This window comes from Pseudomonas mandelii, from assembly GCF_006438925.1.
Classification (GTDB): domain Bacteria; phylum Pseudomonadota; class Gammaproteobacteria; order Pseudomonadales; family Pseudomonadaceae; genus Aquipseudomonas; species Aquipseudomonas mandelii_C.
This window is the reverse complement of the sequence record NZ_RCZA01000010.1, coordinates 258,380-270,952: the sequence shown is the minus strand read 5'-3', so window position 1 is coordinate 270,952 and position 12,573 is coordinate 258,380. Positions and strand designations below refer to the sequence as shown.

The 12,573-nt window shown below is 58.5% G+C and carries 11 protein-coding genes; 6 read left to right on the top strand and 5 right to left on the bottom strand.

What is annotated here, in order from left to right; translation table 11 throughout:
* Nucleotides 1-486: 486 nt before the first annotated feature.
* From EAH74_RS23625 to EAH74_RS23605, 4 genes are all read right to left on the bottom strand, one after another.
* Nucleotides 487-1,035, bottom strand: a complete 549-nt coding sequence (locus EAH74_RS23625) for a cupin domain-containing protein (protein WP_007895886.1) — start codon at nt 1,033-1,035, stop codon at nt 487-489.
* 428 nt (nt 1,036-1,463) lie between these two features.
* Nucleotides 1,464-2,750 (bottom strand): NAD(P)/FAD-dependent oxidoreductase, encoded by a 1,287-nt coding sequence (locus EAH74_RS23620; RefSeq protein ID WP_140681444.1) that lies wholly within the window; start codon nt 2,748-2,750, stop codon nt 1,464-1,466.
* 52 nt (nt 2,751-2,802) lie between these two features.
* Nucleotides 2,803-4,293 carry an aldehyde dehydrogenase gene (locus tag EAH74_RS23615; RefSeq protein ID WP_140681442.1) on the bottom strand — a complete coding sequence of 497 codons (1,491 nt, stop codon included), beginning with the start codon at nt 4,291-4,293 and terminating at the stop codon, nt 2,803-2,805.
* Between the two features lie 186 nt (nt 4,294-4,479).
* Complete coding sequence (locus EAH74_RS23605; protein WP_111448612.1) at nt 4,480-5,856, bottom strand: glutamine synthetase family protein; 1,377 nt, start codon at nt 5,854-5,856, stop codon at nt 4,480-4,482.
* Nucleotides 5,857-6,136: 280 nt separating this feature from the next.
* On the opposite strand from EAH74_RS23605, the gene EAH74_RS23600 reads away from it, so the two are divergent.
* From EAH74_RS23600 to EAH74_RS23580, 5 genes are all read left to right on the top strand, one after another.
* A complete protein-coding gene (locus EAH74_RS23600) occupies nt 6,137-6,898 on the top strand; it encodes a gamma-glutamyl-gamma-aminobutyrate hydrolase family protein (RefSeq protein ID WP_140681440.1) in 762 nt (253 codons plus the stop codon).
* Between the two features lie 374 nt (nt 6,899-7,272).
* Complete coding sequence (potA, locus tag EAH74_RS23595; RefSeq protein WP_123367913.1) at nt 7,273-8,415, top strand: polyamine ABC transporter ATP-binding protein; 1,143 nt, start codon at nt 7,273-7,275, stop codon at nt 8,413-8,415.
* Between the two features lie 29 nt (nt 8,416-8,444).
* On the top strand, nt 8,445-9,326 hold the full coding sequence (locus EAH74_RS23590) for an ABC transporter permease subunit (protein ID WP_161990859.1): 882 nt from the start codon (nt 8,445-8,447) through the stop codon (nt 9,324-9,326).
* The gene (locus EAH74_RS23585) at nt 9,323-10,207 is read left to right on the top strand and encodes an ABC transporter permease subunit (RefSeq protein WP_056745156.1); all 885 of its coding nucleotides are present in this window, start codon (nt 9,323-9,325) and stop codon (nt 10,205-10,207) included. The genes EAH74_RS23590 and EAH74_RS23585 overlap by 4 nt, the downstream gene beginning before the upstream one ends.
* A gap of 217 nt (nt 10,208-10,424) precedes the next feature.
* A complete protein-coding gene (locus EAH74_RS23580) occupies nt 10,425-11,522 on the top strand; it encodes a polyamine ABC transporter substrate-binding protein (RefSeq protein WP_140681438.1) in 1,098 nt (365 codons plus the stop codon).
* A gap of 254 nt (nt 11,523-11,776) precedes the next feature.
* Here EAH74_RS23580 and thpR read toward each other — a convergent pair whose 3' ends face one another.
* Complete coding sequence (gene thpR / locus EAH74_RS23575; protein ID WP_123367910.1) at nt 11,777-12,316, bottom strand: RNA 2',3'-cyclic phosphodiesterase; 540 nt, start codon at nt 12,314-12,316, stop codon at nt 11,777-11,779.
* 60 nt (nt 12,317-12,376) lie between these two features.
* On the opposite strand from thpR, the gene EAH74_RS23570 reads away from it, so the two are divergent.
* Nucleotides 12,377-12,571: a hypothetical protein gene (locus EAH74_RS23570; RefSeq protein WP_008151815.1), complete on the top strand. Its 195-nt coding sequence runs from the start codon at nt 12,377-12,379 to the stop codon at nt 12,569-12,571.
* The last annotated feature ends 2 nt before the right edge of the window (nt 12,572-12,573 follow it).

Below are 12,573 nucleotides of genomic sequence, written 5' to 3'. Positions count from 1 at the left end.
GGTGCGACGCATTTCTTGACCCGAAAGCTTAACGGGGTGAGCGCCGAGATGAGCTTGAACGTGCTCGCCTACAACCTGAAACGGGTCATGAAAATCATCGGCACCACTGGCTTGATGAAAGCGTTGACGGCGTAAAAACCGGTCTTTTTTACCCCTTCCAAATGACTTTAAAAGGCTGCTGAGCTGTTTTAACTGTTCCTGAAAGCGTCGTGACCTTGATCAGTTTGCGAAACGTGAGCACGGTCTCCTGGCGTCGATGATAGAAAACCCAATCTGACGTTTTTACACACTCTGGGCCGATTGCTGCCCGGCATGACAGGCAGTAGTCGGCACTTGGCAGCCGTTCGAGGGGCCGGATGCGTGGTGCAGTTATGAAGTGAAGTCCATTTACTTTGAAAAACCCTGTGCCGCGGTTTCCATTGGGCAGTGGTGTTGGCCGCGGACGCAGCCGTCGGCAGCTGCTACAGGTTGGCGTCCGTTTTGATATCAGAAGTTAGCCGGTGTGTTGGCGCTAATGATTTCCGCCTCATCCGCCCCAATATTCCGAAACCGATGTGGCAGCGTCGTCGGAAAGTAATACCCATCCCCGGCATTCAGCACACTAATCTGCCCATCAACAGTCAGCTCCACAGTGCCACGGGTAACAAGCCCACACTCCTCCCCTTCCGAGTGCACAATCGGCTCTTCCCCCGAGCTCGCCCCAGGCGCGTATTGCTCGCGCAACAACCGCATCTGCCGACTCGGCACCGAAGCGCCAATCAGCAGCAACCGCAGCCCATGACGCCCGAGATCCGGCTGTTCATTGGCGCGAAACACGTATTGGTGCTCACGCGGCGGTTGGTCGAAGGTGAAGAAGTCCGCCAAAGACATAGGGATGCCTTCGAGCAGTTTTTTCAGGGAGCTGACGGAGGGACTGACGCGATTTTGTTCGATCAGGGAGATGGTGGCATTGGTGACGCCGCTACGGCGGGCCAGCTCGCGCTGGGAGAGTTTGTAGCTTTCGCGTACTAGTTTGAGTCGTGAGCCCGTGTCCATGACAGCCTTATGCGAAGAATACTTAAGGGTTATGGGGGTGGATGGCGGGCGACTTTTGGCCGCGAAGATACCGCTTCCCTGTCCCGGAAATTTGAAAGGCGGGTATTAAATCACGTTTGGTGGTGTTGCTCAGCAGGTTCGATAAATGGTTGGGTAAAAAGGTTGTTTTGTCCTGAGGTTGGGTGGTTTGGTCGTGAGTAATGAGGTGCGATTGCTGTGGGTCAGTTGGGATTGATAGTGACTGGTATGGCCTCATCGCGAGCAAGCTCGCTCCCACAGTTTGTGTCCTGGTCGTGTATGCCATGGATCTCTGTGGGAGCGGGCTTGCTCGCGAAGGCGGTGTGTCAGCTACATCATTGTTGGATGTTAAGCCGTCTTCGCGAGCAAGTCGGATCGCCGCACCGCCGCTCCCACAGGGATTGTGTCGCTTAGATGCCGAAACGATCGCGCAGCGCGTAGTACGCGGCGCCCATGGCGGTGAGTGGGGCCTGGAAGGTGCGGCCGCCGAGCATGGGCATGTGCGGGAGCGAAGCGAATGCATCGAAGCGTTCGGCGTCGCCGCGGATCATTTCCGAGATCAGTTTGCCGGCCAGGTGCGAGCAGGTGACGCCGTGGCCGCTGTAGCCTTGCATGTAGTAGGCGTTTTTCTCGATGCGGCCGAATTGCGGCATGCGTGACATGGTCAGCAGGAAGTTGCCGGTCCAGCGGTAGTCGATTTTCACGTCCTTCAGTTGCGGGAAGGTCTTGAGGATTTTCGGCTTGATCAGTTGTTCGATGTCGTCCGGTTCGCGGGCGCCGTAGACCACGCCGCCGCCGTACAGCAAGCGGTTGTCAGCGGTGAGGCGGTAGTAGTCGAGCAGGTAGTTGCAGTCTTCGACGCAGTAGTTGTTTTTGATCAGGCTGCGCGCAACCTTTTCGGACAACGGTTCGGTGACGACGATTTGCGAGCCGCACGGCATGCTTTTGCGGGTCACGCGGTTGTCGAGGTCTTGCGGCAGGTAGGCATTGCCGGCGATCAGCAGGTACTTGGCGCGGACCACGCCTTTGGCGGTGCGCACGGTGATCGGTTCGCCGTAGGTGATTTCCACCGCCGCGGATTGTTCGTAGATCTTGCCGCCCAGGCCGATGATGGCCGAGGCTTCGCCGAGGGCCAGGTTCAGCGGGTGGATGTGGCCGCCCTGCATGTCGAGCAGACCGCCGACGTAGTTGTCGCAACCCACTTCGCGCTTGATGTCAGCCGCGTCGAGCATTTTCAGGTTTTTGTTGCCGTAGCGTTCCCAGCTGCTTTTCTGCTCGGCCAGGCCTTTGAGTTGCTTTTTGTTCAGCGCGGCGAAGATGCCACCCGGGCGGTAGTCGCACTGGATGTCGTAGTGCTGAATGCGCTGACGGATGATGTCGGCGCCTTCGAAAATCATGCTGCCGAGAACTTCGGCAGTCTTGTCGCCGTAGCGTTCTTCGATGACATCGACGTCGCGGCTGTAGGAGTTGACCAGTTGACCGCCGTTGCGACCGCTGGCGCCGAAACCGACTTTGGCGGCTTCGAGCACGGTCACGCTGTAGCCGGCTTCGGCGAGGAACAGGGCCGAGGACAAACCGGTGTAGCCGGCGCCGATCACGCAGACGTCGCATTCCACCAGCTCTTCAAGCACCGGGAAGTCGCCGGTGAAGTTGCGGGTGGCGGCGTAGTAGCTGTTTACATGTGTTGTTTGTTTCATAGGTTTCTCCGATGGCCGCTGGCATGTGCCGGCGGCCGCCGTTGTAAAGGTGTTAGAGCTTGATCCAGGTCGCTTTGAGTTCGGTGTATTTGTCGAACGCGTGCAGCGATTTGTCCCGACCGTTACCCGACTGCTTGTACCCGCCGAACGGCGCGGTCATGTCGCCGCCGTCGTACTGGTTGACCCAGACGCTGCCGGCGCGCAAGCCGCGCGCGAAGGTGTGAGCCTTGCTGAGGTTGCTGGTCCACACGCCTGCGGCCAGGCCGAAGATGCTGTCGTTGGCGATGGCCAGCGCTTCTTCCTCGGTGTCGAAGGTGATCAGCGACAGCACCGGGCCGAAGATTTCTTCCCGGGCGATGGTCATGGCGTTGGTCACGCCGTCGAAAATCGCCGGTTCCACGTACAGGCCACCGGTGGCTTCGAGGGTGCGGCTGCCGCCCGCGATCAGTTGCGCGCCCTGGTCTTTGCCGACCTGGATGTAGCGCAGAACGTTGTCCAGTTGACGCTGATCGACGACCGCGCCGACGGTGGTTTCCGGATCGAGGGCATGCCCCGGTTTCCAGGCTTGCAGCGCTTCCACCAGCAGCGGAATGAACTGCTCGCGAATCGAACGTTCCACCAGCAAGCGTGAACCGGCGGTGCAGACTTCGCCCTGGTTGAAAGCAATCGCACCGGCCGCCGCTTGTGCTGCCGCGCGCAAGTCCGGCGCGTCGGCGAACACCACGTTCGGGCTCTTCCCCCCTGCTTCGAGCCAGACGCGTTTCATGTTGCTTTGGCCGGAGTAGATCAGCAGTTGCTTGGCAATCGCGGTCGAGCCGGTGAAGACCAGCACGTCGACGTCCATGTGCAACGCCAGCGCCTTGCCGACGGTGTGACCGTAGCCCGGCAGGACGTTGAACACGCCTTTCGGGATACCCGCTTCCAGCGCCAGTTGGGCGATGCGGATGGCGGTCAGTGGCGACTTTTCCGAAGGCTTGAGGATGAACGAGTTACCGGCCGCGAGGGCTGGGGCGAACTTCCAGCTGGCCATGATCAACGGGAAGTTCCACGGCACGATGGCGGCGACCACACCGGCAGGTTCGCGGGTGATGAGGCCGAGTTGGTCGTGGGGTGTGGCGGCGACTTCGTCGTAGATCTTGTCGATGGCTTCGGCGCTCCAGCGGATCGCGTTGGCGGTCGCTGGAATGTCGATGTTCATCGAGTCGTTGATCGGCTTGCCCATGTCGAGGGTTTCGAGCAGGGCGAGTTCTTCCTGGTTGGCCAGGATCAGGTCGGCGAAGCGGATCAGGATGCGCTTGCGTTCTGCGGGTGCCAATCGCGCCCAGATGCCGGATTCGAAGGTGCGGCGTGCGACGGCGACCGCCGCATTGGCGTCGGCTTCGTCGGTGCTGGCGACGTTGGTCAGGAAACGACCGTCGACCGGGCTCATGCATTCAAAGGTGTCGCCGCTGAGTGCCGGGCAGTATTGACCGTCGATGAATGCGCGGCCTTCTAGTGTTAAGGACTGGAAGCGTTGCTCCCAGTCGCTGCGAGTGTTTGTCATGGTTGTGACTCGACGCAGAGGAATAGATGATCGTTAGCCTGGCGCCCTGTAGGAGCTGCCGAAGGCTGCGATCTTTTGATCTTGATCTGAAAAAACAAAGTCAAAAGATCGCAGCCTTCGGCAGCTCCTACAGAGGTATTTACCCGCCATCAAAGATGTGTCGTATCTCCAATTGGCGGGCAACCATCAAACGGTGTGCAAGTACCAGTTGTACTCAAGGTCGGAGATGGAGTTCTCGAACTCGGCCAGCTCGCTTTCCTTGCACGCCACGAACACGTCGATGTACATCGGGTCGATGTAGCGCGACATGACTTCGCTGTCGTCCAGCTCGCGCAGTGCATCGCGCAGGTTGTTCGGCAGGCTCTGCTCGTTCTGCTCGTAGCTGTTGCCTTCAACCGGTGCGCCCGGCTCGATTTCGTTGGTCAGGCCGTGGTGAATACCGGCCAGGACCGACGCCATCAACAAGTACGGGTTGGCATCGGCGCCCGCTACGCGGTGTTCGATGCGCACGGAATCCGGCGAACCGGTCGGCACACGTACCGCAACGGTACGGTTGTCGATGCCCCAGCTCGGCGAGTTCGGCACGTAGAACTGCGCGCCGAAACGACGGTACGAGTTGACGTTCGGGCACAGGAACGCCATCTGCGCCGGCAGGGTCTCGAGCACACCGCCGATCGCGTGACGCAGTGCGGCGTTCTGCTCGGGATCCTCGCTGGCAAAGATGTTGTTGCCTTCTTTGTCGAGAATCGAAATGTGTACGTGCAAACCATTGCCCGCCTGGCCCGGATACGGCTTGGCCATGAAGGTGGTGTCCATCTCGTGGTCGTAGGCGATGTTCTTCACCAGACGCTTGAGCAACACCGCGTAGTCGCAGGCCTTGATCGGGTCGTTGACGTGATGCAGGTTCACTTCGAACTGCGCCGGGGCGCTTTCCTTGACGATGGCGTCGGCAGGAATGCCCTGCTCTTTCGCGCCTTCGAGGATGTCTTGCAGGCAATCGACGTATTCGTCGAGGTCGTCGATCAAGTACACCTGAGTCGACATTGGACGCTTGCCCGAAACCGGCGAGCGTGGCGATTGCGGACGACCGTTCACGTTGTCCTGGTCGATCAGATAGAACTCAAGTTCGAACGCGGCGCAAATGGTCAGGCCCATTGCATCGAACTTGCTCACGACCTGACGCAGCACTTCGCGAGGGTCAGCGAAGAACGGCTGGCCTTCGAGTTCGTGCATGGTCATTAACAGTTGCGCGGTCGGGCGCTTCTGCCATGGCTCGATGCTGAGCGTATCGGGGATGGGGAAGCAGATTCGGTCTGAGTCACCGATGTCCAGACCCAGGCCGGTGCTTTCCACCGTAGAACCGTTGATGTCCAGGGCAAACAGTGACGCCGGGAGGTTAATGCCTTTTTCGTAAACCTTATGAAGACTGGTGCGTTCGATGCGCTTGCCGCGCACCACACCGTTCATATCCGCAATCAGAAGGTCGACGTACAAAACCTCAGGATATTTCTTAAGGAATGCGTTTGCTTCGTTGAGTTGAACGGTACGCAGAGGGACCGACATGATGCACCTATTAGCTGTTAATTATTATGTTCACTACCTTGTTACGAGCCCAGTCAACCCGAACGGCAAAGTGAAGTCAATAGCGAACACTCAGCCTCTCAACCTTTATTTTCTGGCCTTTCTTGGGCACGAGAGTGCCAGATCAGTCTTGCGCACCGTGTAAATCCTGAAGATCGGACGTGCGGCGTTTAGAATTTTTTACATGAGAGTTGTTAATTAAAATCAACAAGGCTAAGCTCCGGAAAAGCTCGTTCAAGTGTGAAACTTCGAGGTGATAAAAATGGCACTCAAGCCATTGATCGGCGTTACAGCGTGCGTCAAACAGATTGGCCTGCACCCCTACCATGTCAGCGGTGACAAGTACTTGCGTGCTGTCAGCGTCGCGGCTTTGGGGCTGCCGGTTGTCATTCCTTCCTTAGGCGATCTGACCGAAATCGATGACCTGCTCGCGCAGCTCGACGGTCTGCTGCTGACCGGCTCGCCCTCGAATGTGGAACCCTTCCACTATCAAGGCCCCGACAGCGCCCCCGGCACGGATCACGATCCGCAACGGGACGCCACCACCCTTCCTTTATTGCGGGCGGCCATTGCGGCGGGCGTGCCGGTGCTTGGCATCTGCCGGGGCTTTCAGGAAATGAACGTGGCGTTCGGGGGCAGCCTGCATCAGAAGGTCCACGAACTCCCCGGAATGCTGGATCACCGGGAAGCGAATCATCCGGACCTGGCCGTGCAGTACGCACCGGCTCATGCGGTCAATGTGCAGCCAGGCGGTGTGTTCCAGGCGCTGGATCTGCCGCAGGTGTTCCAGGTCAATTCGATTCACAGCCAGGGCATCGACCGACTGGCGCCCGGCCTGCGTGCGGAAGCCGTCGCGCCGGATGGCCTGATCGAAGCGATCTCGGTGGAACACAGCCCGACCTTTGCCGTTGGTGTGCAATGGCACCCGGAATGGCAGGTTCTGTCGAATCCTCCTTACTTGAGTATTTTCCAGGCGTTTGGCGACGCGTGCCGGCAACGGGCGGCGCAACGTAATAAGCGCTGACGTCAAAACACGACTCAATCAATTTACTGCCCCCGTGAGTCAGGCGGGCGTGCCTTTGCGCACCGGTCCCTCACGACAACAACAAACGCGATAACAACAAGTACCACCAGGCAGCCAGGACGGCGGCGCCGAATAAGCCCGGTTAGGGTGAGGCCAGTTAAGCCAGCGAAATACCTTTGTGGGAGCGAGACCGGCTTGCCGGCGAATGCAATGTGTCATGCAACATCAATGTTGACTGATCCACCGCTATCGCGAGCAGGCTCGCTCCCACATGGGCCAGCGCTGAACCTTCTGGCATCACTCCATAGGGCTTGCAATCAACTATTAAGTCAGGCCGCGTTGGCCCGACGACTGAAACCTGTTGGGAGTTTCACATGGCAAACGCCTCCAGCATCTACAGGAAGGCTCTTGAAGGTCACCAGTCACCGAAAAAGGTGCTGGTGAAAGTCGACCGCGTCACCAAGAAATTCGACGAAACCACCGCGGTGGACGATGTCTCGCTTGAGATCCATCAAGGGGAAATCTTCGCCCTGCTCGGCGGTTCCGGCTCCGGTAAATCGACCCTGCTGCGCATGCTCGCAGGTTTCGAGCGCCCGACCGAAGGCCGGATTCTGCTCGATGGTGTCGACATCACCGACATGCCGCCGTACGAACGGCCGATCAACATGATGTTCCAGTCCTACGCGCTGTTCCCGCACATGACGGTGGCGCAGAACATCGCCTTCGGCCTGAAGCAGGATCGTCTGTCCACCAGCGAAATCGACGCCCGCGTTGAAGAGATGCTGCGACTGGTGCACATGACCCAATATGCCAAGCGCAAACCGCATCAACTGTCCGGCGGTCAGCGTCAACGTGTGGCCCTGGCTCGCTCCCTGGCCAAGCGTCCGAAGCTGTTGCTGCTCGACGAACCGATGGGCGCGCTGGATAAAAAGCTGCGTTCGCAGATGCAACTGGAGTTGGTCGAGATCATCGAACGCGTCGGCGTGACCTGCGTGATGGTGACCCACGATCAGGAAGAGGCCATGACCATGGCCCAACGCATCGCCATCATGCACCTCGGCTGGATCGCGCAGATCGGCAGCCCGGTAGACATTTATGAGGCGCCGGTCAGTCGCATGGTCTGCGAATTCATCGGCAACGTGAACGCCTTCGACGGCACGGTTGTGGAAGACCTTGAAGGTCACGCGATCATTCACAGCCCGGATCTGGAGCAGAAGATCTACGTCGGTCACGGCGTCAGCACCTCGGTGCAGGACAAGTCGATCACCTACGCCATCCGCCCGGAAAAACTGCTGGTCAGCACCACCCAACCCGATACCCGCTACAACTGGTCCAGCGGCAAGGTGCATGACATCGCCTACCTCGGCGGCCACTCGGTGTTTTACGTGGAACTGCCTGGCGGCAAGGTCGTGCAGTCGTTCATGGCCAACGCCGAACGCCGTGGCGCGCGTCCGACCTGGGACGACAAGGTCTACGTCTGGTGGGAAGACGACAGCGGCGTGGTACTGCGCTCATGAAAACACTCAATCAGCAGTTTATGCGGCTGATGCCGAGTGGTCGAAAGCTCGTCATCGGGGTTCCTTTCCTGTGGCTGTTCCTGTTCTTCATGTTGCCGTTCTTCCTGGTGATGAAGATCAGCTTCTCGGAAGCGGCCCTGGCCATTCCTCCGTACTCGGAGATCTACACCTTCGCCGAGCAGAAATTCCAGCTGTTGCTGAACCTCGGCAACTACTCGTTGCTGACTCAGGATGAGTTGTACATCTCGGCCTACTTTGGCTCGTTGAAGGTGGCGTTTTTAAGCACGCTGATGTGCCTGGTGATCGGTTTCCCGATGGCCTACGCAATCACCAAGGCGAGCAAGGAAACGCAAAACGTTCTGCTGTTGCTGATCATGATGCCGACCTGGACGGCGATCCTGATCCGCGTCTATGCGTGGATGGGCATCCTGAGCAACAACGGTTTGCTCAACGCGTTCCTGATGTGGACCGGGCTGACCGATCACCCGATCGAGATCCTCAACACCAACACGGCCGTGTATATCGGCGTGGTTTACGCCTACTTGCCGTTCATGGTGTTGCCGTTGTACGCCAACCTGGTCAAGCACGATCAAAGCCTGCTGGAAGCCGCTTCGGACCTGGGTTCGAGCAACTTCAACAACTTCTGGAAAATCACCGTGCCGCTGGCCAAGAACGGGATCATTGCCGGCTGCATGCTGGTGTTCATTCCGGTGGTCGGTGAGTTCGTGATTCCGGAGCTGTTGGGTGGCCCGGAGACCCTGATGATCGGTCGCGTGCTGTGGCAAGAGTTCTTCAATAACCGCGACTGGCCGGTGGCGTCTGCCCTGGCGGTGGTGATGCTGTTGATCCTGATTGTGCCGATTCTGCTGTTCAACCGCAGCCAGGCCAAAGAGATGGAGGCACGGGGATGAAACGCTTCGGATTTTCAAAGTTCATGCTGATTTTCGGCCTGTCGTTTATCTACCTGCCGATGTTGATTCTGGTGATCTACTCGTTCAACGCTTCCAAACTGGTGACGGTATGGGGCGGCTGGTCGTTCAAGTGGTACGCCGGCCTGCTCGATAACTCGCAACTGATGGGCTCGGTGGTGCGCTCGCTGGAAATCGCCTGCTACACCGCGATTGCTGCCGTAGCGTTGGGGACGTTGGCAGCATTCGTGCTGACACGCGTCACTCGCTTCAAGGGCCGCACACTGTTCGGTGGTTTGGTGACGGCGCCGCTGGTGATGCCGGAAGTGATCACCGGTCTGTCGCTGTTGCTGCTGTTCGTGGCCATGGCGCAGTTGATTGGTTGGCCGATGGAGCGTGGCATCGTCACCATCTGGATCGCTCACACCACGTTCTGTGCGGCGTATGTGGCGGTGGTGGTTTCGGCGCGTTTGCGTGAGCTGGACCTGTCCATCGAAGAAGCGGCCATGGACCTCGGGGCGAAGCCGTTCAAGGTGTTTTTCCTGATCACCATTCCGATGATCGCGCCGTCACTGGCGGCCGGCGGGATGATGTCGTTTGCCCTGTCGCTGGATGACCTGGTGCTGGCGAGTTTCGTGTCCGGCCCGGGTTCCACGACCCTGCCGATGGAAGTGTTCTCGGCAGTGCGTCTGGGCGTGAAGCCTGAGATCAATGCCGTGGCCAGCCTGATTCTGCTCGCCGTATCGATTGTGACCTTCATGGTCTGGTACTTCAGCCGCCGCGCCGAAGCGACCCGCAAACGTGCGATCCAGGAAGCGATGGACCAGACCGCCAGCGAATCCTGGCAGCAACCTAAAAAGCAAATGGTAGAAGCGACGGCTTAAGGGCTTACAGGACGCACACTTTGTAGCAGCTGGCGAAGCCTGCGTTCGGCTGCGAAGCAGTCGTAAAACCTGCGAATTCAATCTTCCTGAAAGAACCGCAGGGTCTGAATTCACGACTGCTTCGCAGCCGAACGCAGGCTTCGCCAGCTGCTACAAGGGGTGCGCAAAGACTGCAACTGTTTTGCGTATTTGAATAAAAAAGAATGGAGTTGTACCGATGAAAATGTTTGGCAGGACTCTGCTGACACTGTCCTTATTGGGCGCAATGGCTACCGGCGCCCAGGCCAATGACAAGGTACTGCGCGTCTACAACTGGTCGGATTACATCGCCCCGGACACCGTCAAGAAGTTCGAAGACGAGACCGGCATCCGCGTGACCTACGATGTGTTCGACAGCAATGAAACCCTTGAGGCACGGCTGCTCGCCGGCAAATCCGGCTACGACATCGTCGTGCCGTCCAACAGTTTCCTGGCCAAGCAGATCAAGGCTGGCGTCTATCAGGAACTGGACAAGTCGAAGCTGCCGAACTGGAAGAACCTCAACCCGGTCCTGCTGAAAAACGCTTCCGCGAGCGATCCGGATAACGGTCACGCCTTCCCGTACATGTGGGGCTCCATCGGCATCGGCTTCAACCCGGAAAAGGTCAAGGAAGTGCTCGGCAGCAATGCGCCGACCAACTCCTGGGACTTGCTGTTCAAGCCGGAAAACGCCGCCAAGCTGAAAGCGTGCGGCATCAGCTTCCTTGATTCGCCGACCGAGATGCTCCCGGCCGCCCTGCACTATCTGGGCTACCCGGTGAACTCGCAGAACAAGGATCAGATTGCCGAAGCTGAAGCGCTGTTCATGAAGATTCGCCCTTCGGTGGCGTACTTCCATTCCTCGAAATACATCTCGGACCTGGCCAACGGCAACATCTGCGTAGCGGTCGGTTACTCGGGTGATGTACTGCAAGCCAAGGCTCGCGCCCAAGAAGCTGGCGATAAGGTGAAGGTCGATTACAGCATTCCCAAGGAAGGCGCGGGCAGTTTCTACGACATGGTCGCAATCCCCCGGGACGCGACGAACGTGGAAAACGCCTACCTGTTCATGAACTTCCTGATGCGCCCGGACATCATCGCCGAGATCACCAACAACATCGGCTACAGCAACGCCAACTCGGCGGCCACGCCTTTAGTGGATGAAGCGATTCGGGATGATCCGGGTTCGTATCCGTCGCAGGAGGTGATGGCGACGTTGTATGCGATTCCGGACATGCCGATTGGCGTTCAGCGGGTGATGACCCGCGGGTGGACACGGGTGAAGCTCGGCAAATAACCACGAAAATCCACTTCTGTAGGAGCTGTCGAGTGCAACGAGGCTGCGATCTTTTGATCTTGTTTTTTCCGGATCAAGATCAAAAGATCGCAGCCTCGTTGCACTCGACAGCTCCTACAGAGGGTTGTGGACACCCTGAATTCTGTTTTCCGTTCACGCAGCGCCTTACCACCGCTGCACTCCTATCTGTAGAACGGCCTCACCTGGCTTCCTCGGTTAAGGTGAATTTGGGCGCCCTCCTCGGGCGCCTTTTTTTATGATGGAACGAGCGGCCACTCGGCCAGCGCTCGGTAGCGGCCCTTATGGGATTCGAACAGGGTGAAGTGATCAGCCCGCAGATAAAACTCGGGCGGCGTCGCGGACTCAGGCACCGGCACTCGGTAATCGCGCATCAACGTCAGATGTGGACGGAACTCCTTGGGCGAATCCTCAAACCCGAACGGCAGCATTGCCTGTTCAAGCGCATAAACCAGCCGCAGCAACTCCGGTGATGCCTGCTCCGGCGCGAGCACCAACACCCCTGCCCTGCGCCAGACATCCAGCCGATCAAGCGCAACCCTCAAGGGCACACCCGGCGTTCGAATATTGGCAGCGGCCGTGCAGATATCGGCAATCTGCGCTACCTCGACAGCGCCCAAAAACATTAACGTCAGATGAAAGTTTTCCACCGGCACCGGACGTCCGCTCCTGAGCTCAAGTGCGCTGCGCCATTGGGCAATGGCCCGACGTTGCTCGGGAGCGCAGTTCAGGGCAAAAAACAGCCGTTTTAACGGCTCATGGGATTCGTCGCTCATACCTGGCACCTCCTGACATCCAAGTTATAGTTCATGCAAACGATTCAACTGGAGGGGGCCATGCGAGAGATCATCAGCAAGGAACCATGGTGGGCCGTGCCACCGAAACCCGGTCAGGATGAGTCCGAGCTGGAATGGGGCTGGCTGGTTCATTACAACGAAGGTGAGCCGCGCTTCGAGTTCATCAAAGAGCGGCCGACGGACAGCGAGATTCGTAATCGCAAGAGTTGCAGGACCACCCCGACGCCGGAGTGATC

What these genes read in the sequence shown, in the direction of transcription:
- EAH74_RS23625 (WP_007895886.1), bottom strand. Translation starts at nt 1,035, where the DNA reads ATGGACACGGGCTCACGACTCAAACTAGTACGCGAAAGCTACAAACTC.
- EAH74_RS23580 (WP_140681438.1), top strand. Translation starts at nt 10,425, where the DNA reads ATGAAAATGTTTGGCAGGACTCTGCTGACACTGTCCTTATTGGGCGCA.
- potA (WP_123367913.1), top strand. Translation starts at nt 7,273, where the DNA reads ATGGCAAACGCCTCCAGCATCTACAGGAAGGCTCTTGAAGGTCACCAG.
- EAH74_RS23615 (WP_140681442.1), bottom strand. Translation starts at nt 4,293, where the DNA reads ATGACAAACACTCGCAGCGACTGGGAGCAACGCTTCCAGTCCTTAACA.
- EAH74_RS23585 (WP_056745156.1), top strand. Translation starts at nt 9,323, where the DNA reads ATGAAACGCTTCGGATTTTCAAAGTTCATGCTGATTTTCGGCCTGTCG.
- thpR (WP_123367910.1), bottom strand. Translation starts at nt 12,316, where the DNA reads ATGAGCGACGAATCCCATGAGCCGTTAAAACGGCTGTTTTTTGCCCTG.
- EAH74_RS23570 (WP_008151815.1), top strand. Translation starts at nt 12,377, where the DNA reads ATGCGAGAGATCATCAGCAAGGAACCATGGTGGGCCGTGCCACCGAAA.
- EAH74_RS23620 (WP_140681444.1), bottom strand. Translation starts at nt 2,750, where the DNA reads ATGAAACAAACAACACATGTAAACAGCTACTACGCCGCCACCCGCAAC.
- EAH74_RS23605 (WP_111448612.1), bottom strand. Translation starts at nt 5,856, where the DNA reads ATGTCGGTCCCTCTGCGTACCGTTCAACTCAACGAAGCAAACGCATTC.
- EAH74_RS23590 (WP_161990859.1), top strand. Translation starts at nt 8,445, where the DNA reads ATGCCGAGTGGTCGAAAGCTCGTCATCGGGGTTCCTTTCCTGTGGCTG.
- EAH74_RS23600 (WP_140681440.1), top strand. Translation starts at nt 6,137, where the DNA reads ATGGCACTCAAGCCATTGATCGGCGTTACAGCGTGCGTCAAACAGATT.